18 protein-coding genes and 2 pseudogenes are annotated in these 26,781 nt (G+C 65.8%); 11 read left to right on the top strand and 9 right to left on the bottom strand.

All coding sequences use genetic code 11. The annotated features are described in order from the left end of the window. Positions 1 to 132: 132 nt before the first annotated feature. Positions 133 to 351: pseudogene (locus JHD63_RS14155) on the top strand (transposase); the annotation flags it as partial. Positions 352 to 667: 316 nt separating this feature from the next. Here the strand turns inward: JHD63_RS14155 and JHD63_RS14150 are convergent. From JHD63_RS14150 to JHD63_RS14135, 4 genes are read right to left on the bottom strand one after another with little or no spacing between them, the layout of a single operon-like run. Further along, positions 668 to 1,966: a TIGR02679 family protein gene (locus JHD63_RS14150; protein WP_198971466.1), complete on the bottom strand. Its 1,299-nt coding sequence runs from the start codon at positions 1,964 to 1,966 to the stop codon at positions 668 to 670. Positions 1,967 to 1,971: 5 nt separating this feature from the next. Beyond that, on the bottom strand, positions 1,972 to 6,141 hold the full coding sequence (locus JHD63_RS14145; protein ID WP_198971465.1) for a TIGR02680 family protein: 4,170 nt from the start codon (positions 6,139 to 6,141) through the stop codon (positions 1,972 to 1,974). Further along, positions 6,138 to 7,409 carry a TIGR02678 family protein gene (locus JHD63_RS14140; RefSeq protein ID WP_370590513.1) on the bottom strand — a complete coding sequence of 424 codons (1,272 nt, stop codon included), beginning with the start codon at positions 7,407 to 7,409 and terminating at the stop codon, positions 6,138 to 6,140. Before JHD63_RS14140 ends, JHD63_RS14145 begins: the two co-directional genes overlap by 4 nt. Then, the gene (locus JHD63_RS14135) at positions 7,406 to 8,911 is read right to left on the bottom strand and encodes a TIGR02677 family protein (RefSeq protein ID WP_255519288.1); all 1,506 of its coding nucleotides are present in this window, start codon (positions 8,909 to 8,911) and stop codon (positions 7,406 to 7,408) included. Before JHD63_RS14135 ends, JHD63_RS14140 begins: the two co-directional genes overlap by 4 nt. A 380-nt stretch (positions 8,912 to 9,291) precedes the next feature. On the opposite strand from JHD63_RS14135, the gene JHD63_RS14130 reads away from it, so the two are divergent. From JHD63_RS14130 to JHD63_RS14115, 4 genes are all read left to right on the top strand, one after another. Then, complete coding sequence (locus JHD63_RS14130) at positions 9,292 to 10,029, top strand: type IV toxin-antitoxin system AbiEi family antitoxin (RefSeq protein WP_198971463.1); 738 nt, start codon at positions 9,292 to 9,294, stop codon at positions 10,027 to 10,029. Then, positions 10,026 to 10,982: a nucleotidyl transferase AbiEii/AbiGii toxin family protein gene (locus JHD63_RS14125; protein WP_198971462.1), complete on the top strand. Its 957-nt coding sequence runs from the start codon at positions 10,026 to 10,028 to the stop codon at positions 10,980 to 10,982. The genes JHD63_RS14130 and JHD63_RS14125 overlap by 4 nt, the downstream gene beginning before the upstream one ends. 468 nt (positions 10,983 to 11,450) lie before the next feature. Then, positions 11,451 to 13,028: a DUF1800 domain-containing protein gene (locus tag JHD63_RS14120; RefSeq protein WP_198971461.1), complete on the top strand. Its 1,578-nt coding sequence runs from the start codon at positions 11,451 to 11,453 to the stop codon at positions 13,026 to 13,028. A gap of 44 nt (positions 13,029 to 13,072) precedes the next feature. Beyond that, on the top strand, positions 13,073 to 14,410 hold the full coding sequence (locus JHD63_RS14115; RefSeq protein ID WP_198971460.1) for a DUF1501 domain-containing protein: 1,338 nt from the start codon (positions 13,073 to 13,075) through the stop codon (positions 14,408 to 14,410). 80 nt (positions 14,411 to 14,490) lie between these two features. On the opposite strand, the gene JHD63_RS14110 is transcribed toward JHD63_RS14115, so the two are convergent. Then, a complete protein-coding gene (locus tag JHD63_RS14110; RefSeq protein ID WP_198971459.1) occupies positions 14,491 to 15,039 on the bottom strand; it encodes an NUDIX hydrolase in 549 nt (182 codons plus the stop codon). Positions 15,040 to 15,049: 10 nt separating this feature from the next. Then, the gene (locus tag JHD63_RS14105) at positions 15,050 to 15,745 is read right to left on the bottom strand and encodes a fumarylacetoacetate hydrolase family protein (protein WP_198971458.1); all 696 of its coding nucleotides are present in this window, start codon (positions 15,743 to 15,745) and stop codon (positions 15,050 to 15,052) included. 54 nt (positions 15,746 to 15,799) lie between these two features. On the opposite strand from JHD63_RS14105, the gene maiA reads away from it, so the two are divergent. Together maiA and pgeF are read left to right on the top strand one after the other, a co-directional pair. Further along, entirely contained in the window at positions 15,800 to 16,450 is a 651-nt protein-coding gene (maiA, locus tag JHD63_RS14100) for a maleylacetoacetate isomerase (protein WP_198971457.1), read from the top strand. Then, positions 16,450 to 17,235 (top strand): peptidoglycan editing factor PgeF, encoded by a 786-nt coding sequence (pgeF, locus tag JHD63_RS14095; RefSeq protein WP_198971456.1) that lies wholly within the window; start codon positions 16,450 to 16,452, stop codon positions 17,233 to 17,235. Before maiA ends, pgeF begins: the two co-directional genes overlap by 1 nt. Here pgeF and JHD63_RS14090 read toward each other — a convergent pair. After that, positions 17,155 to 17,451 carry a hypothetical protein gene (locus tag JHD63_RS14090; protein ID WP_198971455.1) on the bottom strand — a complete coding sequence of 99 codons (297 nt, stop codon included), beginning with the start codon at positions 17,449 to 17,451 and terminating at the stop codon, positions 17,155 to 17,157. The two genes, pgeF and JHD63_RS14090, sit on opposite strands and share 81 nt — an antisense overlap. Before the next feature lie 69 nt (positions 17,452 to 17,520). Here JHD63_RS14090 and JHD63_RS14085 point away from each other — a divergent pair, with 69 nt between their 5' ends. Beyond that, positions 17,521 to 19,215 carry a PHA/PHB synthase family protein gene (locus JHD63_RS14085; protein ID WP_198971454.1) on the top strand — a complete coding sequence of 565 codons (1,695 nt, stop codon included), beginning with the start codon at positions 17,521 to 17,523 and terminating at the stop codon, positions 19,213 to 19,215. Between the two features lie 44 nt (positions 19,216 to 19,259). Continuing rightward, positions 19,260 to 20,438, top strand: a complete 1,179-nt coding sequence (locus JHD63_RS14080; RefSeq protein WP_198971453.1) for an acetyl-CoA C-acetyltransferase — start codon at positions 19,260 to 19,262, stop codon at positions 20,436 to 20,438. Positions 20,439 to 20,502: 64 nt separating this feature from the next. Here JHD63_RS14080 and JHD63_RS24775 read toward each other — a convergent pair whose 3' ends face one another. Further along, positions 20,503 to 22,101 (bottom strand): methyl-accepting chemotaxis protein, encoded by a 1,599-nt coding sequence (locus JHD63_RS24775; RefSeq protein ID WP_198971452.1) that lies wholly within the window; start codon positions 22,099 to 22,101, stop codon positions 20,503 to 20,505. Positions 22,102 to 22,393: 292 nt separating this feature from the next. Here JHD63_RS24775 and phbB point away from each other — a divergent pair, with 292 nt between their 5' ends. Both phbB and ybaL read left to right on the top strand, forming a co-directional pair. After that, on the top strand, positions 22,394 to 23,131 hold the full coding sequence (gene phbB / locus JHD63_RS14070; protein ID WP_198971451.1) for an acetoacetyl-CoA reductase: 738 nt from the start codon (positions 22,394 to 22,396) through the stop codon (positions 23,129 to 23,131). Positions 23,132 to 23,329: 198 nt separating this feature from the next. Next, positions 23,330 to 25,036, top strand: a complete 1,707-nt coding sequence (gene ybaL / locus JHD63_RS14065) for a YbaL family putative K(+) efflux transporter (protein ID WP_198971450.1) — start codon at positions 23,330 to 23,332, stop codon at positions 25,034 to 25,036. A gap of 31 nt (positions 25,037 to 25,067) precedes the next feature. On the opposite strand, the pseudogene JHD63_RS14060 reads toward ybaL, so the two are convergent. Beyond that, positions 25,068 to 26,354, bottom strand: a pseudogene (locus tag JHD63_RS14060) (hydantoinase/oxoprolinase family protein); the annotation flags it as partial. Positions 26,355 to 26,781 lie beyond the last annotated feature (427 nt).

Below are 26,781 nucleotides of genomic sequence, written 5' to 3'. Positions count from 1 at the left end.
CGGCCATGCGCGGGCGTGGGCCAGAAATGGTCGCAATCCGGCTCGCAATCGAGCCGCTGCGGCCTTCCCATCTCGGAGTTCCCGATCAACGCGACCGCGCCTCGCTGAAATCGACCGCTTGTTCAGCTTTGCCTTAAGCGCCGCGGTATCCAGGATCGTATTGCTCGCAAAGGCATCGAGCGCAATGACAGGCTCGGGCGCCATCGGTGGGTGGTCGAGCGTACCCATGCTTGGCTGGCCGCGTTCGGCAAGCTGCGAACCCGCTTCGAGCGCCGCATCGACATTCATGTCGCGCTGCTTTCCCTGGCTTGTTGTGTCATCTGTGCTCGCAACCTCCCTTTGTTTTGTTAGCCGCTCTAATGGCAGGTGCCCACGACACGGTCAATGGAATACCCAGCCTAGAGATCGTGAGAAGTCGCTGAATCGCAAACACTTCGCCGCTCAACTCCGGCGAGAGGGCCAATTCTTCGTAGTTCTCAGGAACGACCAGTTCGAGACCCGCTGTTAAACGCTGCAAATCTCCGAGCGGAGCCAAACCCTCCGAGATTTCCAACGGAAGAGCGAGCGACCCGAAACTTGCATTGCTGACTTGCATGGCTGAAACATATGGTAGTCGAACGCAGGGGCAGCCCAGATCGGCAAGGGTCCATACGAAAGCGCTTTGAGGTCAATACGATTGCGACCGGGAATGCGGCAGATCATCGATCAGTTGGGAGGCAACGGCCTCTTCGGCGATGGCCACCCCATTCGATCGCATCGAATCGACCAGCGCAGTGTCCCAAGATGCGGCGACGCGCATATCTTCCAAGTCCCGCTTCTTGGGCGCGATGGACTTGACTGCCTGGATGTAGTCCTCGGCTCCAAAGCGCCAAGGGCGGGCTTCACAGAGCTTCATGACATTGTTGGCGATGTGAACGCCGGCCCAATCAAAGTCGCCGTGATACAGCAGCTTGGCCCCTGCGTCGAAGAGCTGTTTCAGCAGCACACGCTGTGCGGCCGCAGGCATGCCGTCAGTACATACCAGTGGGGCACAGGCAGCGCCCAGGCGATCCGCTGCAATCGAGACGATGTTGGGGTTCTCGCAGACATAGATGATCTTATTCGCAACATCCCAGTCAGGGGGTGTTCTCAAGAGCCGACGCAGGGAAAGGTAGCCAGGTTCACCTGGCGCGGCCAGTGCGTCTGCGGGAGTGCGGACTGGCAAATTCAGGAACAGGGCAGGGCGGGCCAACTCGTTGACGAGTACGCCCGATCGAGCCCAGATATCTCTCGCCCGCTCGGCTGGTCGACGAGTGCCATCTGCTGCCCCCGTTGTTCCCTCCGAAGGGGGCTGCTCAAGTTCATCGTCGTTGGCACCATGGTGCAATGCTGCCAGCACAACCGTTGCTACTGCTTGACCATTGTCGAGGGCATGGGCATTGCCGAGTGCATCCGCAGCGAGCTGGGCCCGTGTCAAACCCTGGGCTGGCAGGTGTTGCATGACCGTGTGCGCTTGCCGCAGCAGTTGGAGGGCCGTTTGGGGTGCTTGTTTGGACACCCGCTTCAGCAGGCTTACGGCTGGTGCCCCCCGCAACCACCCACACAGCGCAGGATGTAGCCCTTGATCGTCGGTGACGCTGGACCAGCGTGACTGCAGATCGGCCCTGACCTCTGCTCGATTCACGATTGGGCCATCCAGCGTTTCCAAGGCTTCATGAAGCGAGTTCGCCATGCCTGCATCTTGCAAGGCTGCGTCGAACTGAGCAATGTCGATTCGGACAGATTGGGTGGGTCGAGGAGGTAGACCGATGAGCAGCGCCAACGCCTCGTACTCAACGGCGCTCAGCTTGGTCAGTTGGAAGCCCAATATTTCTGGATTGCGTCCATACCGCTCGAAATGCCGCCTCATCCGCCGACGCAACTCAGCAAGCTCGGCGCCCCCGAGCCTTCTGATCAGCCTTGGATCGATATTGGGATCGTTCGCCATGTGGATCACGGTGTGGGAAAGCGACGGTCCGGGTCTTCTTCCCGTCGCTTGGCTCGACCATCCCAGGCCCAACGAGAGACGAAGACAGCATCCACGCCCTCACGGCGTTGGAGCTGGCAGATCGATACGCCTGGCAGTTCTGCATAACAAGCCCATTCGCGCTCACTGGTGATCACGAAATCCAGATCGAACTCGCGTATCAGTCCCATGCAATGTGCTCGGGCCGCGTCGTCGATGCCTGCAAATGCCTCATCGAGCAGCATCAGGCGAGGTGCATGTGGGCTGCCTCCTCGCCCGTAGAAGCTGGAAATGGCCGCAAACAAGGGAACAGTCAGACCGAGTGCGCGTTCCCCGCTGGAGGCTGGGCCAGAGAGCTTGCGCCATTGACCATCCTGATGCCTTTGCACGCTAAACCGATGCCAGCGACGATAGTCCAGGGCCTTTGCCAACTGCTCAACCAGGCTTGAACCTGTGGTGCCGGCGTCTGCTTGCGCGCGCTCCTCCGCGATTTGCTGCTGAAGCATGGCACCCACCACGCTTCGGTCTTCAGCCGACCACATGTCGGCACTTCGGTTGAGCAAGCGTTCGCGGGCGACTTCAAGACCGGTGGGTGCGCCCTGTTCCGGTGTCAGGGGGAGCCACTGCAAACGGTAGCGAACCCCCGTGGACGTGGGGCGTTTGCGGAGCTCTTCGTTGATGGCATCCACCTGCTTGTCGGCCGCGCGCATCAGGCGCTGAATTTCGGCCGCGATTTCAGCTTGCAAGTGGTTCTCCAGAACTTCTCGCTCTTTGGCTGTGAGCAATTCGCTGCGTTGCGCAATCTCGTCGGTCAGTCGATTGGAAAGGGCATCGGGCCGCTCTGGCCTGTTCAGGTAGATGACATGAACAGAGAACCCCCAGTCGTTGGGTTCTGAGGTTGCCTGATGGCCCAGCGAACTGAGTGATCGCTGCAACTCGGTCAGGTCTTCAGCGATCTGTCGTTGAATCCGACCCCATGCTGCCTCATCGTCTGCAATGTGGGCGAGAGCGTGCTCCGCCCGACGAGCGAGGTTCAGAGCCGGGTCAATGGTCCAGGGGATGTTCCCGTCCGGAACCGGAAAGTCTGGAAGAGCGGATGCCAGCAAGCTGCTCTCGGTGAAGCGCTGCAGGCGTTCTATGGCGTGCGCGCGGGTTGCTGCTCGCTCAGCCAGCACGGCGTCGGCGGTGTCTGCTTGGCTTGCCGCCACCGCACGCGTCTCGCTGGCCGTTGTCAATGCAGACTGGGCGGCTTCCCACGCACCATTGGCAATCGATACCTCTGCGGATGCATCTTGCAGCTGTTGACGCAGCGTTTCAACCTTAGCGCCGATCATTCCTTTTAGGACTTCATATCGCGCCGCAGATTCAGCTGCGCGCTCGCTGGCTGTGAAGAACGACGCTTCCCGTTCGCTCAAGGTCTCCACAGCCTCTTTCTCGCGCTCCTGTTGCGTCTGATATTCGGGCCATGCACTGCACCATTCCCGCGTTGCCAGGGCCAGTAGCTGATGTGCGTCGGCAAATCGGTCCAACGCACCGTTGATGGGCGACAAGTCCGCAAGCACCGAGGGCAATTGAAGGTCAGCGGCGTCGCGCTCCAATGCCTCTCGGGCGGCCTGGAGTTCCGCTTCAGCGATTCGGCATTGGGCATCCGCAGCGTCAAGACGCTGTCGAGCCTGGAGAACCTCCCGCTCTGCACTGGCTGCAGCGAGAATCGCCGCGCGCAGCAGTTGGTCGGAGGGCGCATCTTTCCATTCGCGCTCCGCTTCTTGTCCATCCTGCGTGAGGCGCAGGAATTTCTGTTGCAAATCTTCCAGCAGGATGTCGATCTCGCCCAGACGGTCCGCAATCTCTTCGAGGCGGCGTTGTCGTGCGTTCTCTCGGGCTGTATGACCAATGTAGACGGCCTGTGGCTTCTGCCAGGCGCCGGCGAGAGCACCCAAGCGGTGACCACCTTGCTCGCTGACCCACGACTCGCTCTCGCCGAGGTCTTCCGACCCATACGCTACGGTGGCAAGCAAGGACGCGACCAGTTCAGCGGTCACTGCGCTGTCGTCAGGGACATCGGGATGCAGCGCGTTCGCGAGGTTGCGGCCCAAGACCGGTGGGCGACGTGCCCATGTGCTGTCAAGCAACTGAACACCATTGGCGTCGGTCAGTGAGCCGTCGGGCGATAGCCAGGCGTCCAACAGGCCAGAAGCTTCAAGTGCGGCTTCCAATCCCGCACGTTGTTTCGAATCGAGATCAGGCTGAAAGTCCACCAGCCGCCACAACGGTGCCCCTGGACGTCCATCGCGGATACCCGCGGCCCGCATGGCTGGAGGCGTGGGAACCGCATCGTGGCCGGCGAGCAGCCGATCCCTTTCTGTGCTGAGCGTTTTCTGTTCGGATTGAAGGGTGCTCTGCTGGGTGGTCCACGCCGAATGCTGACTGGCTTGGCGGTGGGTCGATTGCCGATACGCCTCGGTCAAGGCCTCGTGAATGGGGTTGGCACCTTCCGGACGCGCAACCCAGTCGACAAGTTGTTCCAGTGGTGCAACTTGGTCAAGGTGCAGGTGGGTCAGGTTCGAGCAATGTGCGTGCCAAGCGTCGATCAGCTCGTTGCCAGCAGTTTCGGTATTCAGGTCGGCCCCGGCCCGTCGCTCAGCCGCTTCTTCCAGATCTGCCTGTCGATCGCGTTGCGAGACCTGCTGATTGACCAGAGCCTGTTGCTTGACATTCACCGTCGTATGTCGCGACTCCAGGTGACGAATGTCCTCCCGGCGTTTGCTGGTGGCATTGCGCAGCAGAGTTGCCGCTTGCGGGATTTCTTCAGGAGCCAGCCGGGGCAGCTCTTCCGGCACGAGGGTGATCAGCAGGTTATCCGTGATCGAGGGAACCGTACCTGCCGTTTCTGCCGCTTCGGTGCAATGAGCTCGTGCTGTCAGGAGCGCGCTCTTGGCCGCTGTTGAGCGCTGGTTTGATTGACGGCTGCGTTCTTCCTCACGGTCCAGGTTTTTCTTTGCATGATTGCGGAGCGCTTCGGCGGCTTCGGACTCGGCCTTCCGTTCTTTGGCATCGGTTTCTGCCTGACTCAGGCGGTTGGCGTCTTGATTGGCCGGATCGCTTTGAAGCGTTTGCAGCCGGGTCCTGGCAGCGGCCAGGAGCTGTTTGGTCTCCATGTGAACGCTTTTGGCCAGATCCTCTGCGTCCTGAGCATCCTTCAAATCCGTATGGGCCTTGTTGCGTCCTTCGCTGGCCTTGTCGAACCCCGTCTGGGCCTGCCTGAGCTCTCGGGTTTGACGTCGTGTCACCGTGCCTGCATACGTGCGGTAGCGTTGTTCGAAGTGTTTGATGGCCCGTTCCAGTGAACGGATGTCCTCCAACTGGATACGATCCTCCTCCAACTGGTTGAGGGCTTCTGCCACGTCACTGAGCAGCTCGATCGGCATGGGCGGTAGCGCCTCGGTCAATGCATGCGACAACCCTGCTTCGTCCGGCTTTTTCGACAGCTGAGGTTGGCGCAACTGGATCAGTGTGTCCATCAGCGCTTCATAGCGCTTGGTCCCTATCTGGAACAAGCGTTCATCGACTGCGCGGCGGTAGCTGTGTGCGTTCTCGAAAATCTTGCCTCGACCTTGTCCTTCAACCGCTTCGCGCAAGCGCTCCCGGGTGAGGACCATCTTCTGCTCATTGGTGAGCCAGATATCCTGGCCAATGCGGGGATCAGCGCCGTTGGGCCCGCCATCAAGGATAAAAAACCAGCTGTCCACCTGTGTTTTCCCCACCGCTGCCGACAGGCCGGCGCCCAGGGTGAGGTAGTGCGAAACACCATCTGCTGTCCGGCGACCAAATTCGATCCAGGTGTAGCCGATGCGTCGCTGATAGGAACTCATCAGCAGGTTCCAGGCCATCTTCTTCCCGTGGTCGCCATCGGGCTCAATGCGTGATGGCCGCAACTGGGCATCGAACAAGAATGGCAAGGTCAGCGATAGCACCTTGGATTTACCTGTTCCGTTGTTGCCTCGCAGGAGCAGATGGCCGTCCCTGAACCAGAATTCCTCGCTGTCGTAGTGAAAGAGTTCGACCAGACCCAGCCTCAGTGGCTGCCAGCGCTCCCGCTGAGGTTCGGGAAGGGCCGGGCGACGCGGCGGTGGTGGGGTGAAGAGGGCGTCGGTCATTCGTCAAACAGCGTATCTGGGCGGCCGGGGCGGGATGTGGGCGGGCGCACCTGGGTTTCTCCGAGCGCAAATCTTGCGATGGCTGGACGGGGATGAATCCAACCTTCCTCGCGATGGACCAGTTGGAGCTTGTAGAGCCTGTCCAGCGCGATGTCGGCCAGTTCTCGTTCCGCGCCGGGCTCCCGTACCGACTGTCGCCAATAGCGGCCATATCGCTCGACGGCGCTACGCAAGAAAGCTGCAACCGCTTCGTCCGTGGTTCCTGCAGATCCGGAATCGAGGCGCAGACGCTGGGCAAGATATTCGGCCACCAGCAGCGTGGCATGCGCTTCGGTGCCTTCTGCTGGCATCGAGACATCGGTCAACTGACCGGACTCGTCGGTCAGCGCCAGCCCTTCGGCACGTTGCTCGGCGGTTAGGGCGGCAGCTTCGCACAGGCGGCTGGCCATGGTGCCTCGCTGATTGATGAAATACGCTTGCACATCCGGATCGAGCGAGGCGGTATAGATCACGGGATCGTCCAACAGGCGCCGAGCAAGGTGATGACGCAAGGTGTCACGTCGCCCTTGTTCGCTCTCGACCTGGTGTTCGACAACCAGAGACTGCAGGCGGTCCTCGAACTCAATGGGTGCATCCTCGGAGCGCCAGGTCGAGGGACCACGCACAGCGGCCAGCATGCCTGCCAGTATTCGCCGTTGCACGTCATACAGCGCGTCGTGCTGGGCTCCATTGCCATCGTGAATAAAGCCTTCTTCTTCGCCGGCAACGCGTTGCAGGACTCCGTACTCCAGCAAGGTTCTGCAGACAGCGACCAGGTCGCGTCGATCTGCGGCAGTACGGAGCGTGAACTCAAAGCCTCGCGATTGCAGCGTGGCTTCTGATGCCCACTGCATCACGCGTTCACCCAGCAGTTGAAGGGTGATCTGCGGATCGGCGCGCTCAAGTACCGCGCAGGCCAGGCAGAGCAACACATAGCGGCGCTTGTCGTACGAGGGAATTCCTCTTGTGTCGTCGCTGAGGTTGGCAGGGCGCTTGAACAGTCGCGCTCCCTCGCGGTCCACGTGCAGTGGCCAGCCGGTTTCCCTGGCGAACCAGTCTCTCAACCGTTCGGCCTGGCGGCGCACTGCAGAAAAGTCCTCGTGTCCTGCCGCCATCAAGGGGTGCATCAACAGTGCACGCAAGCCTCTGCTGAACTCGTCCTGCTGCTGCGCCTTCTGGAGATCCCCAATGCGCTGGTTGTCTTGTCGTGGCGCAACGCGAATGTTCACATCGACTCCTGAGTCAGGGAGATCGTGAGCAGGTGATCCCGGCCAGAGAACACCCCGCTGGAGGTGGAGATGCGGGCACGACTGTCTGCCTCCAGGGGCTCCATCCGTATGTGGAGGAGTCCGTCACCTGTCTGGCGCTCCACAACTTGATCCGGGTGTGCCTGCTCGGCCAGTGCTTCACCGAGAAGGCTGAGGAACAAGCCAAATGCGTGCGTGTCCAGATCGCCCAGTTCAGACAGCTTGATCGGTTGACCGGTGGCCAGACGTTGCCGTGCCGCCTCCACTTGGCGCGATTCTTCCGAGAGCTGTTGTGCCATCAGCGCCCGTTCTTCGCTGCGGTCACGCACCCGGGCCAGCGGGCCGCGGGGCGCTGCTTCCCCGTACTCACGCAGACGCGGGCTGATCTGTAAAGGCGGCGCATCCAGCCAGGAGGTGCTCGCGGGAATGTTGTCTTCAGACTGTGGGTTCAGCGAAAAATGTCGGGCAGGCTGGAGCGCAAATGCAGCCCGCGCAAGGCGGTGCGCCTCGCTCTCGGTTTCGCAAGCCGCAAACCACTGGGCGAGCATCCGAAAGTCCGTCGAACGGTCGCTGCGCCCGCTACGTCGTTCGTTCATGGCCGCGATGGCACCCAGCAACTGGGGGATCGCGGCCCGCGCCCGGGCGCGCAGCAGTTCCGCCTGAGGGGGCTCCGAACCCGTTGACAGGAACCAGCCTTGAAGTCCTTTCCATCGCTCTCGCCAGCCCTGCCAGCGACGCATTTTTTCGTCGATCTGGTCTTGGGTATCACCCGGCGCCGCGTCGGTGGCCTCGCGCTCGGCAATCTGCAGAAAGATGTGATCGATACGGGAGGAGAGGTATTGAATGAGTTGGGCAATGGTCTCCGAACGGCGGACCAGATCGCCCATGAACCGTTCGAGATAGTCGATCAGCCGCCGTTTGTAGGTGACGACGGCATTCGCGTCCGCCTGCTGCAGCTCCAGGCTGCGAGCCACACCGGCCATGAAGGCTTGAGCGTTTTCGGCCAGGTCCTCAAAAACGCGGACTAGATCACGCAACACCTCATGCATCTTGGCAACGTCGGGGCCATCGGGGGACGTGGTGTCGTCAACCAGTTGACGCAACGCCAGAAGGCGGCTGGTGATGTCTTCCAGGGCAACGGTCTGCAGTTCGGCGCGACGGTATAGGGTTTGGTAGAAGACCGCCAGACCGGCTTCCACTGCCTCGCCCCCGTGGGACAGGCGATAGAGAAAGCGGGCACGGTAGAAGTCGTTCAACGACGACACGCGCGCGGTGTCGGGCTGGGATTCAAGGTTGCCCCACTCAGCCAGTTGGGCCAAGGCGCTGCTCACTTCTTCAAGGCGCGGGGGGGAACCGGACCAGTTGGCTTCAGCGAGGACCTCATCCGGCCGCAATTGGAGGCGGTACTGCCGCTTGGCTGCGGCGAATACGTCCATGATGCTGCGGTAGAGCACGGCTTTCTCCGCACTCAGGTGCCGAAACAGTTCTGCTGCCGTGTTTGTTGTCAGCACTGGATGTGCTCCTCCTTCGTTCCCCTTGCTCGGCAAATAGTAACCGGAGTAACGGGATGTCTGGCAGGAGCGGGCCGCCCCCGTTCTGTAAGGGTGTGCAGGGCACGAAGAGATCGGTCTATTCTGGAGGCTTCGTTTCTCGCGACTGGGTCGATGTGCAGTGCCACTCAATCAAGAGCCCCACCGCAGCCGGCGAAGGATGCACAGCGTCGGGCGGCTCGGTGCGAATCTCTCGCTTGGTTGTTGACGGGAGGCTTGGTTATTTTGAAAAAGTTCTGTTGTCGTAGTCGGGCTACGATTAAAAATCACATTTCAAGTTGACTGAAGTTTGAATAAAGTGTTTGAATCGCAGTATGGCTACGACTGGAACGAGCAAGCTAAATGCGCTCTATACCCGCTTGCCGCCGGGGATGCCGCTGACCTCGGAGGACTTGGCGGCGTTGGGCATCTCTGCGGATCTGGCCGTGCACTATGTGCGCGCGGGCTGGCTCATGCGCTTGGCTCGCGGGGTTTTCTGCCGGCCCAACGACACCCTAGGGCTGCATCCGAGCCTGACCCTGCTGCAGCGTCGCCTCAAAGGCTTGCACGTAGGCGGCAAGTCGGCGCTGGACTGGTACGGCGTGCGCCAGTATGTGGCGCAGCAGCCGGTGCTGCAGCTCTATGGCTGGGCGGCCGGGCGCCTGCCCGAATGGTTCACCGAGCGCTTTCCGGCCGAGTACCACCGCAAGCGGCTCTTCGATGAGCAGCCTAGCGCCTTGCTGCACGCCGGGCCGTTCGAGAAGCGTAGCGGAGCGCCGCAGGTATCGGCGCCGGAGCGCGCACTGCTGGAGTTGCTGAGCGACGTAGGCGTCCGCCAGCCGTTGCAGGAGGCGCGCGAGCTCGTGGAAAGTACCTACAGCCTGCGTGTCGAAGTGCTGCGCGAGCTGCTGCAGCGCTGCACGAGCGTCAAGACCGTACGGCTCTGCCTGCAACTCGGCCGCGAGGCATCGCTGCCCTGGGCAGCCAAGCTCGATCCGGCCACGTTACCGACGGGCAGCGACCGGCCCTGGGTGTCCCGATCGGCCGACGGCCTGCTGGTGCTAAAACGATGAATCAGACCTATCTTGATACCGCGCGCCTGCTGACGCAGGTGGCGTCACTGGTATTCGTGGACGACACGTTCGCGCTGAAGGGTGGAACCGCGATCAACCTCTTCGTGCGCGACATGCCGCGCCTGTCGGTGGACCTTGATCTGGTCTTTCCCGACCACACGTTGCCACGTGACGAGGCGCTGGTTCGCATCAATGAGGCCATCCGGCAAGCGGCTGAGCGCTTGAAGAAACATGGCTTGCAGGTACACGCACCGGCGGCAGCAGAGGGGGAGACCAAGCTGTTGGTGCGGCGTGGAACCGTACAGGTCAAGATCGAAGTGAATTTCGTGATGCGGGGCACCGTGCTGCCGGTGCGTCAAGCCTCGCTCACGCCGACCGCGCGTGATGTGCTGATGGCCGACCTGGAGATCCCGGTGGTCTCGCTGGAAGACGTTTACGGCGGCAAGCTGGTGGCGGCGCTGGATCGGCAGCATCCCCGCGACCTGTTCGACGTGATGCAGCTTTTTTCGCACGAAGGCATCACGCCCGGCATCCGGCGCGCCTTCGTCGTGTACCTGGTCAGCAGCAACCGTCCGTTGCACGAGGTGCTGTTCCCTCCGCTGCGGGACATCCAGTACGACTTCACGCACAACTTTCACGGCATGACGGCGGAGCCGGTGCCGTTGGAGGCATTGCTCGCCGCCCGTGAGCGCCTGGTGCGCGAGATCCAGTTAGGACTGGACGAGGAGGAACGGCTTTTTCTGCTATCGATGGTCGCCGGTACACCGGAGTGGGCGCGGCTGGGCATTGATCACTTCGAACATCTGCCGGGCGTGCGATGGAAGCTGCAAAACCTGGCTCAGTTGCGGAAGACCAATGCGAAGAAGTTTGCCGAGCAGGCCGATCTGTTGGCTGCTCGGTTTGCCACCGTCGAGCCAAACGATGATGCTCCACCGGCCTTAAGAGCGGAGTGAGCATGGATGCGCTGCCCGTAATGGCTCCGTAGAACCGCTTTTGGCGTGGGCGGGCGCCTCTACGCGTGGGGTGCCTGGTGTACTCGTTGGGGGCGCAGCGTTGTGGAGCGAAGCAGAGCGAATGAGTTGCAGCTGCGGCCGGCGATGGCTCCATGGTTGGCTCCATGGCGCAACGCCAGCGCAACGCCGTGCCACAGCCTGCGGCGTGTTGCAACCGCTTGAGGCCTCATGATCGACCATATGTGAATCGGGCTCTGGTCCTGTGAAGAAGGCACGCTCTTCTTGGGCGTGCTTTTTTTTCATCTCGCGCCGTTGCGCGCCGTAGCGCCGCGTAACACAAAGCCCTCTTTGCTTGCGCAGCTTTTCCGTGACGATGCGCGCGGCCGTCCATTTCGCTCCCGGTTTGCAGTCCAATCGGAGGGCCATTGCAGGACTGCATGCGTCCTCGCGCCGAAGGAGTGATTTGCGATGTCCCTTTCCCCCCGTTGCCGCCTCGGATTGCTGGCCGCGCCCTTGCTCGCGGCAGCGTGTGCGCCCTTCAAGCCGGCAGAGCCCGATGAGGCGCGCGCAGCGGTTCCGGAGGCCGAACTGCGCAAGACCGACGCGCGCTGGCTCAACCGGGTGCTGTTCTGGGGCGACGATGCCGCGCTGGCGCGGCTGCGGGCGATCGGGCGCGCGCGCTTCCTGGACGAGCAACTGGCCTGGCCGCTGGAGGATCCGCCCGGGCTGGCCGCCGCCATCGCGGTGCTGCCGGTGGCGCAGCAGTCGGCCGAGCAGCGCTACCGCGCGATGCGCGCCGAGCAGCAGCGCATCAACACCCTGCCCGACGAAGACGCCAGGCAGCAGGCGCGCAGCGCCCTCAACCGTGCCGGCAACGAGGCCACCCAGGAGACGGCGGCCCGCCACATGCTGCGCGCCCTGTACTCGCCGGCGCAACTGCGCGAGCAGATGACCTGGTTCTGGATGAACCACTTCAGCGTCTATGCGGGCAAGGGCGCGGTGCGCTGGACATTGGGCGACTACGAGGACAAGGCGGTGCGCCCGCGCGCCTTCGGCCGCTTCCACGACCTGGTGATGGCCACGCTGACCGCGCCGGCCATGCTCGATTTCCTGGACAACGCGCAGAGCGCCGCCGGCCGCATCAACGAGAACTACGCGCGCGAACTGATGGAGCTGCACACCCTGGGCGTATCCGGCGGCCCGAGCGGCTCGCGCTACACCCAGCAGGACGTGCAGGAACTGGCGCGCATCCTCACCGGCGTGGGCATCGACGCCAACGGCCAGCCGCCGCGCCTGCCGCCGCAGCGCCAGGCGCTGTACCTGCATCAGGGCCTGTTCGAATTCAACCCGGCCCGCCACGACTTCGGCGGCAAGACCCTGCTCGGCCAGCGCATCGACGGCGCGGGCTTCGCCGAGGTCGAGCAGGCCGTGGCGCTGCTGGTGCGCCAGCCGGCCACGGCGCGCTTCATCTCGCACAAGCTGGCGGTGTACTTCGTGGCCGACACGCCGCCGCCGGCGCTGGTGGAGCGCATGGCCGCCACCTTCCAGCGCAGCCAGGGCGACATCGCGGCGGTGCTGCGCACCCTGTTCCTGGCGCCGGAGATGCAGGCGGTGCTGGCCGGGGGCAGCCGCAAGTTCAAGGACCCGATGCAGTACGTGACGTCGTCCATGCGCATGGCCTATGCCGAACGGCCCGCGGCCAACATGCGGCCGGTGACCAACTGGCTGGCGCAACTGGGCGAGCCGCTCTACGGTCGCATCACGCCCGACGGCTATCCGCTGGGCGAGGCGGCCTGGGCCAGTTCGGGGCAGATGGTCAAGCGCTTCGAGATCGCCCGGGCCATGGGCACCGGCCAGGCCGCGCTGTATGCCGACGACGCCGGCAAGCCGCTGCGCGCGGGTTTCCCGCTGCTGGCAACGCGCAGCTTCTACGCGCTGGTCGAGCCCACCCTGGGCCCGGCCACGCGCCGCGCGCTGGCCGACGCGGCCTCGCAGCCGGAATGGAATACGGTGTTGCTGTCATCCCCGGAGTGGATGCAGCGTTGAGCCATGCCACAGGTGCGGCACTGTCCGCCCGCAAGGAGTTCTTCATGCAAAGACGACGCCACCTCCAACTGCTGGGCCTTGCGGGCCTGGGGTTGGCCAGCCCCCTGATCCGTTCGCAGGCGCTTGCGCTGCCCGCGACCGGGGCCGACACGCGCTTCCTGCTGGTGTTCCTGCGCGGCGGCTACGACGCGGCCAACGTGCTGGTGCCGAGCGCGAGCGATTTCTACTATGCCGCGCGCCCCACCATCGCCATCCGGCGCCCGGCGGCCGCCGGCGGCCTGCCCGATCCGCAGGCCGCCGTGGCGCTGGAGGGCGAGGGCGCGAGTGGCTGGGGGCTGCACCCCGCCTTGTCCGCCACGCTGATGCCGCTGTGGCAGCAGCGGCAGATCGCCTTCATCCCGTTCGCCGGCACCGAGGACCTGTCGCGCAGCCACTTCGAGACGCAGGACAGCGTCGAGGCCGGCCTGCCGCTGCCCGGCGACCACGCGCAGGCCGGCAACGCCAGCGCCTTGCGCGGCACCGGCTTTCTCAATCGCCTGGCCGGCGCCATGGGCGGGCGGGCGGCGCCGGTGGCCTTCACCGACGGCCTGCCGGCGGTGCTGGCCGGGCCGGCCAGCGTGCCCAACGTGTCGCTCAAGGGCACCGGCCGCACGCCCTTCGACGCACGGCAGAGCCAGCTCTTTGCCGAGATGTACAAGGGCACGCGCTTCGAGTCCGTGATCGCCGAAGGCTTCGAGTTGCGCCAGACCGTGGCGCAGGAGGCCGAGGCCATGCAGAAGCGCGCCGCGGCACTGCACGAAGGCGGCGCCGGCGCGGACATGGCCGCCCCGAGCATGGCCGCGCGCATGCAGGAAATGGACGCCGCCAACCGCCGCTCCCTGAGCGCCAAGGGCTTCGAGCTGGAGGCGCGGCGCATGGCCGGGCTGATGCGCGACCGCTTCAACCTGGGCTTCATCGACGTCGGCGGCTGGGACACGCACGTCAACCAGGGCGGCGCGCAGGGCCAGTTGGCCAACCTGCTGCAGAACCTGGGCGCGGGCATCGCCGGATTCGCCGAGGAAAGCGGGCCGGCCTGGAACAAGACGGTGCTGGTGGTGGTGTCGGAATTCGGCCGCACCTTCCGCGAGAACGGCACGCGCGGCACCGACCATGGCCACGGCACCGTCTACTGGGTGGCCGGCGGCGCGGTGCGCGGCGGCCGCCTGGCGGGCGAGCAGGTGGCGGTGAACGCGGCCACGCTGAACCAGAACCGCGACTTCCCGGTGCTCAACGAATACCGCGCGGTGCTGGGCGGCGTGTTCCGCCGCATCTACGCGCTGGACGACGCCCGGCTGGCCCAGGTGTTTCCGGGCGTGCGGCCGGTGGACATCGGGCTGGTGTAGCGTTTTGCTATAAAAAATATAGCTAAAAGCCCAGGTATTACCTTGGCTTCATCCATTTTTCTATCGAAAAACCGGTGGGGTCAGCCGATATCGAAGTGGTGCATGCCGAAATGGCCGCGCCGCTGGTCGTCGAAGAAATGCCGGAGCGTGTCGCGCACCGTGCGAAAGGCGATCTCGTCCCAGGGAATCTGCGCCTCGGTGAAGAGCCGGGCCTCGATGGTTTCGACGCCGGGCGCGAAGGCGTCCGACAGCAGGCGCGCGCGGTAGAAGAAATGCACCTGCCCGACCTGCTTGACGTTGATCACGCTGAACAGCGCCTGCATCTCGATCCGCGCGCCGGCCTCTTCGTCGGTCTCGCGCGCGGCGCCCTCGGCCGTGGTCTCGTCGAGTTCCATGAAGCCCGCCGGCAGCGTCCACTTGCCCCAGCGCGGCTCGATGTTGCGCTTGCACAGCAGCACGCGCCCGTCCAGGTGCGGCACCGTGCCCACCACGTTCAGCGGGTTCTCGTAGTGCACCGTGTGGCAGAGCGTGCAGACGGCACGCGGCTTGGTGTCGCCGTCGTCGGGCACGCGGTAGACGACGGCGCCGCCGCAGTTGCGGCAGTGCAGGATCGGGGGGCGCCGGAACATCGCGCGGGCGTCAGGCGACCTTCAGGCGCAGCGTGCCGATGCCGGCCACGCCGCCTTCGAGCAGGTCGCCCGGCACCACCGCGCCCACGCCTTCGGGCGTGCCGGAATAGATCAGGTCGCCCGGCTGCAGCTCCCAGGCGGCCGACAGGTGCTCGATGGTCTCGGCGATGCTCCAGATCAGCTTGGCCACCGTGCTGCGCTGGCGGTCGGCGCCGTTGACCTGGAGCCAGATCTCGGCCTTCTCCACGTCGCCTGCCTGTTCCCTGGGCACGATCGGACCGATCGGCGCGCTGTGGTCGAAGCCCTTGCCGATGCTCCAGGGGCGGCCCTGCTTCTTCATCTCGTTCTGCAGGTCGCGGCGCGTCATGTCCAGGCCCACGGCGTAGCCGAACACGTGCGCGAAGGCGTCGGCCGCGGCGATGTTGCGCCCGCCCTTGCCGATGGCCACCACCAGCTCGATCTCGTGGTGGAAGTTCTTCGTCAGGCTGGGGTAGGGCAGGGTGCCGGTCTCGCCCTCGGCCACCACCAGCACCGCATCGGCGGGCTTGAGGAAGAAGAACGGCGGCTCGCGGCCGGTGAAGCCCATTTCCTTGGCGTGGTCCTCGTAGTTGCGGCCCACGCAGTAGATGCGGTGCACCGGAAACTTCTCGGGACGGCCGGCCACCGGAACGGCAACCGGCGCGGGCGGGGTGAAGACGTAGCTCATGAAGGGGTCCTGGAATGGAGGGGACGGAAACGGGGCGGCGCTATGCTTGGCCGCATGAAACTCTACAACTACTTTCGCTCCTCCGCCTCGTTCCGCGTGCGCATCGCGCTGGCGCTCAAGGGGCTTGACTACGAGTACCTGCCGGTGCACCTGGCGCGCAACGAGCACCTCGCGCCCGAGTATGCGGCCAGGTCGCGCGACGGCCTGGTGCCGCTGCTGGAGACCGACACGGGCCTGCGCCTGTCGCAGTCCATGGCCATCATCGAATACCTCGACGAAACCCATCCCCGCCCGGCCCTGCTGCCGGCCGACGCCGCCGGCCGCGCCCAGGTGCGCGCCCTGGCGCAGTCGATCGCCTGCGAGATCCACCCGCTGAACAACCTGCGCGTGCTGCGCTACCTGGTGCGCGACCTCAAGCTCGACGAAGACGCCAAGAACCGCTGGTACCGCCACTGGGTGCGCGAAGGGCTGCTGGCCTTCGAGCGCCAGTTGGCCGCGCGGCCGGCGGACGGGCAGGGCGCCTTCTGCTGGGGCGACGCGCCCACGCTGGCCGACTGCTGTCTGGTGCCGCAGATCTTCAATGCCCAGCGCTTCGACTGCGACCTCTCGGGCCTGCCGCTGACCCTGGCGGTCCATGAGCGCTGCATGGCGCTGCCGGCCTTCCAGCGCGCCCAGCCCTCGGCCTGCCCGGACGCCGAGGCCTGATGCATCCGGACTGGATCGTCCCCGACTGGCCGGCGCCGGCCGGGGTCCGCGCGCTGTGCACCACCCGTGCGGGCGGCGTCTCCGACGGGCCCTGGGCGTCGCTGAACCTGGGCGATCACGTGGGCGATGCGCCCGCCGCCGTGCAGGCCAACCGCGCCCGGCTGGCGCAGGCCACGGTGGCGCAGCCGGTGTTCCTGCGCCAGGTGCACGGCAGCGGCGTGCTCAGCCTGGACGACCCGGCCGTGACACACGGCGCGACGGCCGATGCCTGCGTGGCCACCGCCCCGGGCCGCGCCTGCACCATCATGGTCGCCGACTGTCTGCCCGTGCTGCTGACCGAGCGCGCCGGCCGCGCCGTGGGCGCCGCGCATGCGGGCTGGCGCGGGCTGGCCGGCGGCGTGCTGGAGGCACTTTGCGAGCGATTCAGGGCTGAAGCCCAGGAAGAATCTGGGCTTTATGCTATTGAATTAATAGCATGGCTGGGCCCGTGCATAGGCCCCGACGCATTCGAGGTGGGCAGCGAGGTACGCGCCGCCTTCGTGGCCCGGGATGCCGGCGCCGCCGACTGCTTCAGGCCGGCCGCCGTGGCGGGGCACTGGTGGGCCGACCTGCCCGCCCTGGCGCGGCGCCGGCTGGCCGCGGCCGGCGTGGCATCGGTGCACGGCAATGACGGCAGCGCGGCCTGGTGCACCGTGGGCAATGCCTCACGATTCTTCTCGCACCGGCGCGACGCTCTGCGCCTGGGCAGCAGCGGGCGCATGGCCGCCTGCGTCTGGCGCGTCTGAGGCCGCCCGCGCCGCCGCGGCTTCCTCGGCCTCGCGCTTGCGGATGGCGCGGCGCCGCGCGGGCGCACCCATCAGGTAGACCACGATCGCCATCGGCAGCAGGCCGTACAGCAGGAAGGTGACGATGGCGCCCAGCACCGTGCCGGTGGTGTTGGTGGCCTCGGCCACGGCCATCAGGGTGGCCACGTAGAGCCAGGCGATCACGACGAGGTACATACAATGCTCCAGCGGGTGGCCTGCAATGGGCCATCCCACCCTGTTCGGATAAGAAATTGAGGAGACCGCATGGATTCTGGACCAGCCGCATTCCCCCCCGCAGGCAGCTTCGCACACGACCTGGCCGCGCAATGGCAGCAGTTCTGGCAGTCGGCCCTTCCCGCGGCGGGCCAGCCGGCGCCCATGCCCCAGCTGGACACCGCCAAGGTGCAGGCGCTGCAGCAGGAATACCTGCAGGGCATGGCCGCCCTCTGGTCCGGCGGCACCGGGCTGGAGCCGGCCACGGACCGGCGCTTTGCCGGCGACGCCTGGGCGCGCAACCCGATCGGCAGCATCGCGGCGCGGGCCCACCTGCTGCACAGCAAGGTGCTCGCCGGGCTGGCCGACGCGGTGCAGGCCGATGAGAAGACCCGTGCCCGCATCCGCTTCGCCGTCGACCAATGGGCCGCCGCCGCCGCGCCCAGCAACTTCATCGCCTTCAATGCCGAGGCGCAGCAGAAAGCGCTGGAAACGCAAGGCCAGAGCCTGGCGCAAGGCCTGCACAACCTGGCGCAGGACCTGCGCCAGGGCCATGTCAGCCTGACCGACGAGCGCGTGTTCGAGGTCGGCCGCAACGTCGCCACCACCGAGGGCGCGGTGGTGTTCGAGAACGCGCTGTTCCAGTTGATCGAGTACAGGCCGCTCACGCCCAAGGTGCATGCGCGGCCGCTGCTGCTGGTGCCGCCCTGCATCAACAAGTACTACATCCTGGACCTGCAGCCGGACAACTCGCTGGTCCGCTACGCCGTCGAGCAGGGCCACCGCACCTTCGTCGTCAGCTGGCGCAACCCGGACGAGTCGCTCGCGGAAGCCACCTGGGACGACTACATCGAGCACGCCGTGATCCGCGCCATCGAGGCGGTGCGCGAGATCACCCAGGCGCCCAAGATCAACACCCTGGGCTTCTGCGTCGGCGGCACCATGCTGGGCACCGCGCTGGCGGTGCTGGCCGGGCGCGGCCAGAAGCCCGTGGCCTCGGCCACCTTCCTCACCACCTTCCTCGATTTCAGCGAAACCGGGGTGCTGGACCTGTTCATCGACGAGTCCTTCGTGCGCCTGCGCGAGCTGCAAATGGGCCAGCGCGGCCTGCTCTCCGGGAAGGAGCTGGCCTCCACCTTCAGCTTCCTGCGGCCCAACGAACTGGTCTGGAACTACGTGGTGGGCAACTACCTCAAGGGCGAAACGCCCCCGCCCTTCGACCTGCTGTACTGGAACAGCGACGCCACCAACCTGCCGGGCCCGTTCTATGCCTGGTACCTGCGCAACACCTACCTGGAGAACCGCCTGGTCCAGCCCGGCGCGACCACCGTCTGCGGCGTGCCGGTGGATCTGCGCACGCTCGAGCTGCCGGTCTACGTCTATGGCTCGCGCGAGGACCACATCGTGCCGGTCGGCATGCAGGGCGGCGGCGCCTACGCCTCGACCCAGGTGCTGCCGGGGCCCTGCCGCTTCGTCATGGGCGCCTCGGGCCACATCGCCGGCGTCATCAACCCGCCGGCCAAGAAAAAGCGCAGCCACTGGGTGCGCGAGGACGGCGCGCTGCCGCCCACCCTCGCTGAATGGCAGGCCCAGGCCCAGGAGCGCCCGGGCAGTTGGTGGAGCGACTGGTCCGCCTGGCTCGCCAGCCACGCCGGCCGCATGGTCGCCGCGCCCAAGGATTACGGCAGCGCCGACTACCCGGTGATCGAGCCCGCGCCCGGCCGCTACGTGCGGCAGAAGGCCTGAGTTCCCCCGTTAATTTCCCCCAAGAGAGTCAGCAAGGAGCATTCATGGAAGACATCGTTATCGTTGCCGCCACACGCACGGCCGTGGGCAAGTTCGGCGGCTCGCTCGCCAAGATCCCCGCCACCGAACTCGGCGCGCTGGTGATCAAGGAGGTGCTGGCGCGCAGCGGCCTGGCGGCCGAGCAGGTGGGCGAGGTCATCATGGGCCAGGTGCTGGCCGCCGGTGCCGGCCAGAACCCGGCGCGCCAGGCCTTGCTCAAGGGCGGCCTGCCGCAGGCGGTGCCGGGGCTGACCATCAACGCCGTCTGCGGCTCGGGCCTGAAGGCCGTGATGCTGGCCGCGCAGGCGGTGGCCACGGGCGACAGCGAAATCGTCATCGCCGGCGGCCAGGAGAACATGAGCATGGCGCCGCACGTGCTGCCCAACTCGCGCGACGGCCAGCGCATGGGCGACTGGAAGCTGGTCGACACCATGATCGTGGACGGCCTGTGGGACGTCTACCACCAGTACCACATGGGCATCACCGCCGAGAACGTCGCCAAGCAGTACGGTATCACGCGCGAGCAGCAGGACGCGCTGGCCCTGGCCAGCCAGCAGAAGGCCGCCGCCGCGCAGGACGCGGGGTACTTCAAGGCGGAAATCGTGCCGGTGAGCATTCCGCAGAAGAAGGGCGATCCGCTGGTGTTCGCGGCCGATGAGTTCATCAACCGCAAGACCAATGCGGACGCCCTGGCCGGCCTGCGCCCGGCCTTCGACAAGGCCGGCGGCGTGACCGCGGGCAATGCCTCGGGCATCAACGACGGCGCTGCCGCCGTGATGGTCATGACCGCCAGGAAGGCCGCGGCCCTGGGCCTGAAGCCGCTGGCGCGCATCGCCAGCTACGCCACCACCGGCCTGGACCCGGCCATCATGGGCATGGGCCCGGTGCCGGCCTCCAGGAAGGCGCTGGAGCGCGCCGGCTGGAAGCCGGGCGACCTGGACCTGCTGGAGATCAACGAGGCCTTTGCCGCCCAGGCCTGCGCGGTGCACAAGGAGATGGGCTGGGACACCAGCAAGGTCAACGTCAACGGCGGCGCCATCGCCATCGGTCACCCGATCGGTGCATCGGGCTGCCGCATCCTGGTGACCCTGCTGCACGAAATGCAGCGCCGTGACGCTAAGAAGGGTATTGCCTCGCTGTGCATCGGCGGCGGCATGGGCGTGGCGCTGACGGTCGAGCGCTGAACCTCGCTCCGCGCGACACCAGGAACGCCGCCTGATCCGCGGCGTTTTTTTCGTGGGGAGGCGATCAGCCGGCCGCCAGGGCCGGCATGGCGAGCGCTGCCGTGGATGCGGACCGCCGGGCCGGCTCATCATCGGCCTCGAGCTTGAATTCGCCCACCACCTGCTGCAGCCGGCCGGCCTGCTGGGACAGCGACTTGGCGGCGGCAGCAGCCTCCTCGACCAGCGCCGCGTTCTGCTGGGTGACCGAGTCCATGTGCGTCACGGCCTGGTTCACGTGCTCGATGCCGGTGCTTTGCTCGTTCAGTGCGGCCGATATCTCGGTCAGGATGGCGTTGACCTGCCGTACCGCGCCCATGATTTCGCTCATGGTGTTGCCGGCCTGGCCGACCAGGCGGGCGCCGCTCTCGACCTGGTGGACCGAGTCGTCGATCAGGCCCTTGATCTCCTTGGCGGCGACCGCGCTGCGTTGCGCCAGGCTGCGCACCTCGCTGGCCACCACCGCAAAGCCGCGGCCCTGCTCGCCGGCCCGGGCCGCTTCGACCGCCGCGTTGAGCGCCAGGATGTTGGTCTGGAAGGCGATGCCCTCGATCACCTGGATGATGTCGACGATCTTCTTCGAACTGGTGCTGATCGCGCCCATGGTGTGGACCACTTCGCCCACCACCGCGCCGCCGCGCTCGGCAATGCCCGAGGCGCCGCTGGCCAGCCCGCTGGCCGAGCGCGCGCGCTCGGCGTTCTGCCGCACGGTGACCGTCAGTTGCTCCATGCTGGCGGCGGTCTGCTCCAGGGACGAGACCTGGTCCTCGGTGCGCCGCGACAGGTCGCGGTTGCCTGCGTCGATCTGGCCGGAGGCCGTGGCGATCTGGTCGGTCGACTCCTTGATCCGGCCCACCAGATCGGTCAGCGTGTCTTCCATCGTGCCCAGCGCTCCCAGCAGGCGGCCGAAATCGCCCCCGCGCTCGGTGCTGAACTCCTGGCTCAGGTCGCCGGAGGCGACGGTTTCCGCGATGAGCAGGGCTTCATCCAGCGGGCGGGCAATGCCGCGCATCAGGCCGGCCGCGCAGATGCAGCCCACCAGCAGCGCTGCCAGCCCCAGGCCCAGCATCAGCCAGCGTGCGGAGGACACCTCGCTCTCGGCCTGTGTGCCCAGTGCCTCGACGCGGCGCTTCTCGAGGGCGGCCAGATCCGAGACCTTTGACTCCATGGCTTCCAGCGCGGGCAGGGTTTCACCGGTCCAGACGATGGCGGCCTGTTCACGCTGGTTCTGCCGCAGCAGTTCGGTCGCCTTGCCCAGCGCCGCGGTGTAGGCAACCCGTGCCGAGTGGATGGCCGCGACCAGCGGCCGCTCCTCCGGGGCACCGGCCAGGCGCTCTAGCGACTGCACCGCGGCATCCAGCGCCAGGCCGTCGGCCGCGGCCTTGTGGGCGGCTTCCGCGGCGTGGGCCGGGTCCGTGGCGAACATCAGTTCGATGGTGCGACGTGCGCCGGACTGCACCGACTTGCCGATCGTGGCCACCGCCTCTGCCTTGGCCCAGTCGTCGTTGCCGATCTCGCGCGCCGTGGCACCAAGGCTGCCGACCCGCAAGGTCGCGACGGCGAGCAACGCCAGCAACAGCAGCAGCACGGCGCCGAAGCTCAGCGCGAGGCGTAGTCGGATGGACATGTTTGCGATCGACACGGTATCTGGCCTTCCAAAGAAAAGTCTCTTGCACCGCGCGGGGCCGGCTGGTGTGGGGGGGCGCATTGGCGCGCCGTGCGATGCGGCCAATGCAATGTGGACTGGACGACAGCCTAGCGCACTCTCGAGATCAGGGCGACATCAGTATAAAAATGAAATCCGAGCGGACCGTCCGGGAATCGTCGGTGTTTCCCCTGAGCAGGGGGTATCGTCAATGTTCGATACAGTGTTTGCGGGTAGGCTCTCTACCTACTAATTCAAGAAGGCATTGATGGTTATGAGCAAGCGAGTGGCATATGTGACGGGTGGCATGGGAGGGATCGGTACCGCGATCTGCCAGCGCCTGCATCGGGACGGTTTCACGGTGATTGCTGGCTGCGGTCCCACGCGGGACTTCGACAAATGGCTGGCCGAGCAGAAGGCGCTGGGCTTCACCTTCTACGCGTCGGTGGGCAACGTCGGCGACTGGGATTCCACAGTGGAAGCCTTCGCCAAGGCCAAGGCCGAACACGGCAGCATCGACGTGCTGGTGAACAACGCCGGCATTACCCGGGACCGCATGTTCCTGAAGATGAGCCGCGAGGACTGGGACGCGGTGATAGAGACCAACCTCAACAGCATGTTCAACGTCACCAAGCAGGTGGTGGCCGACATGGTGGAACGGGGCTGGGGGCGCATCGTCAACATCAGCTCGGTCAATGGCATGAAGGGTCAGGTCGGGCAGACCAACTACTCTGCCGCCAAGGCCGGCATGCATGGCTTCTCGATGGCGCTGGCGCAGGAACTGGCCACCAAGGGCGTGACGGTGAACACCGTGAGCCCGGGCTACATCGGCACCGACATGGTCAAGGCGATCCGCCAGGACGTGCTCGACAAGATCGTCGGCACCATTCCGGTGAAGCGGCTGGGCGAGCCCAGCGAGATCGCCTCCATCATCGCCTGGCTGGCGTCGGATGAGGGCGGCTATGCCACCGGTGCCGAGTTCGCGGTCAACGGCGGCCTGCACATGCACTGATGCCGGTGCCTCGCCGGCACCATCGGCGGACATAGATCCAACGGCGCCTTCCAGGCGCCGTTTTGTTTTGTGATCCGGCACGGTTCTCACACGTGCTGCGGTTATAACGGCTGCAATTTCGTCCGCGATGTGTTCGGCGCGCGCCGGCGGGCCGAAGCCCCCTTTCCCATTCCACCTCCAGCCCGGAGAACGTCTTCGATGCCCCACAGTGTCTCGCTCATCAATACCATTGCCGTAGGTCTGGGGCTGGCGCTGGTGTTCGGCTTTCTGGCGGCCAAGGCAAGGCTGCCGGCGCTCGTGGGCTATTTGCTGGCGGGCGTGCTCATCGGGCCGTTCACGCCGGGCTTCGTGGCCGACGGTGAGATTGCCGCCCAGTTGTCGGAGATCGGCGTGATGCTGCTGATGTTCGGGGTGGGGCTGCATTTTTCACTGGACGACCTGCTCTCGGTCCGCCGCATTGCCTTGCCGGGGGCCATCGTGCAGATCGTGGCTGCCACGCTGCTGGGTGTTGGCGTGGCATCGCTCTGGGGCTGGAGCTTCGGGGCGGCACTGGTGTTCGGACTGGCGCTGTCGGTGGCCAGCACCGTGGTGCTGCTGCGGGCCCTGGAGACGCTGGGCATCCTCGACACTTTCACCGGCCGCGTGGCGGTGGGCTGGCTGGTGGTGGAGGACCTGGCGATGGTGCTGGTGCTGGTGCTGCTGCCGCCGCTGGCGGGCTGGCTCGGCGGGAAGGTGGTCGACCCGGCGTCGGCCCACTCCCTGCTGCGCACCCTGGGCGTCACCTTGCTGCAGGTGGGGCTGTTCGTGGCGCTTATGCTGGTGGTGGGGCGGCGTGTCTTCCCCTGGCTGTTGTGGCAGGTCACGCGCACCGGGTCGCGCGAACTGTTCACGCTCTGCGTGGTGGCCGCGGCCGTGAGCATCGCCTTCGCCTCGGCGGCGCTGTTTGGCGTGTCCTTCGCGCTGGGGGCATTCTTTGCCGGCATGGTGATGCGCGAGTCGGAGTTCAGCCATCGCGCCGCGGAAGAGTCACTGCCGCTGCGTGACGCCTTCGCCGTGCTGTTCTTCGTGTCGGTGGGCATGCTGTTCGATCCCATGGTGCTGATCGAGCGGCCGCTGCAGGTGCTGGCCGTGGTGGGCATCATCATCGTCGGCAAGTCGATCGCCGCGGCGGCGCTGGTGCTGGCCTTTCGCTATCCGCTGCATACCGCGCTGACCATCTCGGCCAGCCTGGCGCAGATCGGCGAGTTCTCTTTCATCCTCATCGGCCTGGGTCTGTCGCTGGGACTGCTGCCGCTGGAAGGGCAGAGTCTGGTGCTGGCGGGTGCGCTGATCTCGATCGCCGTCAATCCGCTGGTGTTCAAGGGCATGGAGCCGCTGCGCCGCTGGCTGCTGGAGCGGTCTGCCTACGCCCGGCGTCTGGAGCAGCGTGACGATCCGCTGGCCGAACTGCCCAGCAGCACGCATGAGCGCTACCTGGCGCACCAAGTGGTACTCGTCGGCTACGGGCGCGTGGGGCGGCGCATCGCCGCGGCGCTGACCGAGCAGGAGATGCCCTTCGTAGTGGCCGAGGAAAACCGTGAGCTGGTGGAGAGCCTGCGCGCGCGCGGCATCGCGGCGGTATCGGGCAACGCCATGGATCCGGCGGTACTGATCCAGGCGCACATCGCCCGCGCCCGCATGCTGGTCGTCGCGGTGCCGGATGCGCTGGGGGTGCGGCAGATGATCAGCACCGCGCGCGCGCTCAATCCCAGTATCGAGGTGGTGGTGCGCATGCACAACGAGGAGGAGGCGCGCATGCTGGAGCAGGAGCACGCCGGCACCGTTTTTCTCGGCGAGCAGGAACTGGCTCAGGCCATGGTGCGGCACGTGCTGCAGCGCGCCTCGGCGGCGCGGGTACATGCCTGACGCCGTGTGGGCAAAAGGGCAACGCTGAACAAGTCCCCGGGATGCGCGGCACGATGACGTCCTTGAAGCCTAGCCCCTCCATATAGCCGTAGGCATGTACCGGCCCCGCGCCGCCATAACTGAAGCACACGAAGTCGGTCGGGTTGCAGCCCTTGGCGCTTACGTTGGAGCGCAGGTATTCGCGCAGTTGCAGGTCCAGCAACTCGATCACCCCGGCGGCCGCGTCCTCGACCGTCAGGCCTAGCGGGTCCGCGAGTTGCTGCTTGATGCTCTTGCGGGCGCGGGCGACGTCCAGTTTGATGGCGCCGCCGAGGAAGTTGTCCGGATTGAGATAGCCCAGCACAACGTGGCTGGTGAAATTGCCTTTGGTGATCAGCGCCATGTCGAACGACGTGCCGCCGATGTCAGAACACGCGATTTTCTCGTGGCCCAGCGCCTGGCCGGGCAGCCTGGAGCCGATGACGCCGCCGATCGGCCCGGACAAGATGGTCCGGGCCAGTTCCTTTGCCTTCCAACTGATCGTGCCCCCGTGCGTGGCCATGACGCGCAGATCGAACTTCGCCCCGTGCTTCCTGAAATAGTCGCTGACCTTGCGCAAGGTCTGGCGCGAGGGCTCGGCGGCGTAGGCCTCGAGGATGGCCGTGTTCATCCTGTGGCTTTCCTTGCGCTGCGGGTAGTAGTCCACCGATGCGAGGACGGGCACTTCGCTGCCCAGCCTGGCCAGTTCTTCCAGCGCGATGTCCCGGGCTCGGCGCTCGCTGGCGCCGTTCTTGTGGGATTGCAGCAGTACGATCACCAGGGCCTTGCTGCCGGCGGCGACCAGTTCGCGTACGGCCTGTCGCACTTCGATTTCGCGCAGCGGGATGACGATGTCGCCCTGCACGTCGGTGCGTTCGGTAACGCCACGCGTGCGCGGCAGGGGCACCAGCGGCTCGTCGTAGTGGTGGGTATTCAGGTGGATGCGTTCCTCGAGCGCGTAGCCCAGATAGCTCTGGATGGCGCGGCCCATCGAATGCACGTGCTCGGACCCCTTGTTGACGATCAGACCGACCTCGAGCCCCCTGCGCTGCACCACCCGATTGAGCATCGCGGTGCCGGAGTAAACGCAGGTCAGCAGTTCCAGAAAGACGTCATCGACATCGCGGTTCCAGTGCGCGAGCGCATCTTTCGAAGAGTTGAAAATGGCCAGGGCTTCGTCGGCAGGGTTGCTTTGCGCCTTGCCGACCACAAAGCGGCCATCCTTGCGAACGAAGAAAGGGTCGGTCATCGTGCCGCCGGCATCGATGCCCATCACCTGAGCGGGGGATGGCACTGACATGATGGATCTCCTCAGTGCTGTCCCGCGCGTTTTACGCGGCGGGTGAAGAGGTCCCAGCAAGATGGATGGCAGCCACGTATGCGCGTCGGCAGGATGCGCCGGGTCGGAGCTTTGCCCGGGAAGGCTCTGGCCAGAGGCCGCGATGAGGGCAGGAATGCATTGGCGCGGGCGTTCGAAACCGAGTCGGGCGTACGAATTTCTAACGTCGCATCCCTGGGCCAGCAGTACGGGCGGAAGAAATGCGCCAAGCCAGAGAGGTGAGGGAGAGTGGCGCTTGCTTTGTGGCCCATGCATGGGCCTGTCTCTTATACACATCTGTGAAAAGAGGGGGGGGGGGGGGGGGGGGGGGGGGGGGGGGGGGGGGGGGGGGGGGGGGGGGGGGGGGGGGGGGGGGGGGGGGGGGGGGGGGGGGGGGGGGGGGGGGGGG

Source organism: Xylophilus sp. ASV27, from assembly GCF_016428875.1.
In the GTDB taxonomy this organism is placed as follows: domain Bacteria; phylum Pseudomonadota; class Gammaproteobacteria; order Burkholderiales; family Burkholderiaceae_C; genus Xylophilus.
Note: the sequence above shows the minus strand (reverse complement) of the source record. Positions and strands in the feature narration are given on the sequence as shown.

What these genes read in the sequence shown, in the direction of transcription:
- JHD63_RS14150 (WP_198971466.1), bottom strand. Translation starts at nt 1,966, where the DNA reads ATGGCGAACGATCCCAATATCGATCCAAGGCTGATCAGAAGGCTCGGG.
- JHD63_RS14145 (WP_198971465.1), bottom strand. Translation starts at nt 6,141, where the DNA reads ATGACCGACGCCCTCTTCACCCCACCACCGCCGCGTCGCCCGGCCCTT.
- JHD63_RS14130 (WP_198971463.1), top strand. Translation starts at nt 9,292, where the DNA reads ATGGCTACGACTGGAACGAGCAAGCTAAATGCGCTCTATACCCGCTTG.
- JHD63_RS14125 (WP_198971462.1), top strand. Translation starts at nt 10,026, where the DNA reads ATGAATCAGACCTATCTTGATACCGCGCGCCTGCTGACGCAGGTGGCG.
- JHD63_RS14120 (WP_198971461.1), top strand. Translation starts at nt 11,451, where the DNA reads ATGTCCCTTTCCCCCCGTTGCCGCCTCGGATTGCTGGCCGCGCCCTTG.
- JHD63_RS14115 (WP_198971460.1), top strand. Translation starts at nt 13,073, where the DNA reads ATGCAAAGACGACGCCACCTCCAACTGCTGGGCCTTGCGGGCCTGGGG.
- JHD63_RS14110 (WP_198971459.1), bottom strand. Translation starts at nt 15,039, where the DNA reads ATGTTCCGGCGCCCCCCGATCCTGCACTGCCGCAACTGCGGCGGCGCC.
- JHD63_RS14105 (WP_198971458.1), bottom strand. Translation starts at nt 15,745, where the DNA reads ATGAGCTACGTCTTCACCCCGCCCGCGCCGGTTGCCGTTCCGGTGGCC.
- maiA (WP_198971457.1), top strand. Translation starts at nt 15,800, where the DNA reads ATGAAACTCTACAACTACTTTCGCTCCTCCGCCTCGTTCCGCGTGCGC.
- pgeF (WP_198971456.1), top strand. Translation starts at nt 16,450, where the DNA reads ATGCATCCGGACTGGATCGTCCCCGACTGGCCGGCGCCGGCCGGGGTC.
- JHD63_RS14090 (WP_198971455.1), bottom strand. Translation starts at nt 17,451, where the DNA reads ATGTACCTCGTCGTGATCGCCTGGCTCTACGTGGCCACCCTGATGGCC.
- JHD63_RS14085 (WP_198971454.1), top strand. Translation starts at nt 17,521, where the DNA reads ATGGATTCTGGACCAGCCGCATTCCCCCCCGCAGGCAGCTTCGCACAC.
- JHD63_RS14080 (WP_198971453.1), top strand. Translation starts at nt 19,260, where the DNA reads ATGGAAGACATCGTTATCGTTGCCGCCACACGCACGGCCGTGGGCAAG.
- JHD63_RS24775 (WP_198971452.1), bottom strand. Translation starts at nt 22,101, where the DNA reads ATGTCCATCCGACTACGCCTCGCGCTGAGCTTCGGCGCCGTGCTGCTG.
- phbB (WP_198971451.1), top strand. Translation starts at nt 22,394, where the DNA reads ATGAGCAAGCGAGTGGCATATGTGACGGGTGGCATGGGAGGGATCGGT.
- ybaL (WP_198971450.1), top strand. Translation starts at nt 23,330, where the DNA reads ATGCCCCACAGTGTCTCGCTCATCAATACCATTGCCGTAGGTCTGGGG.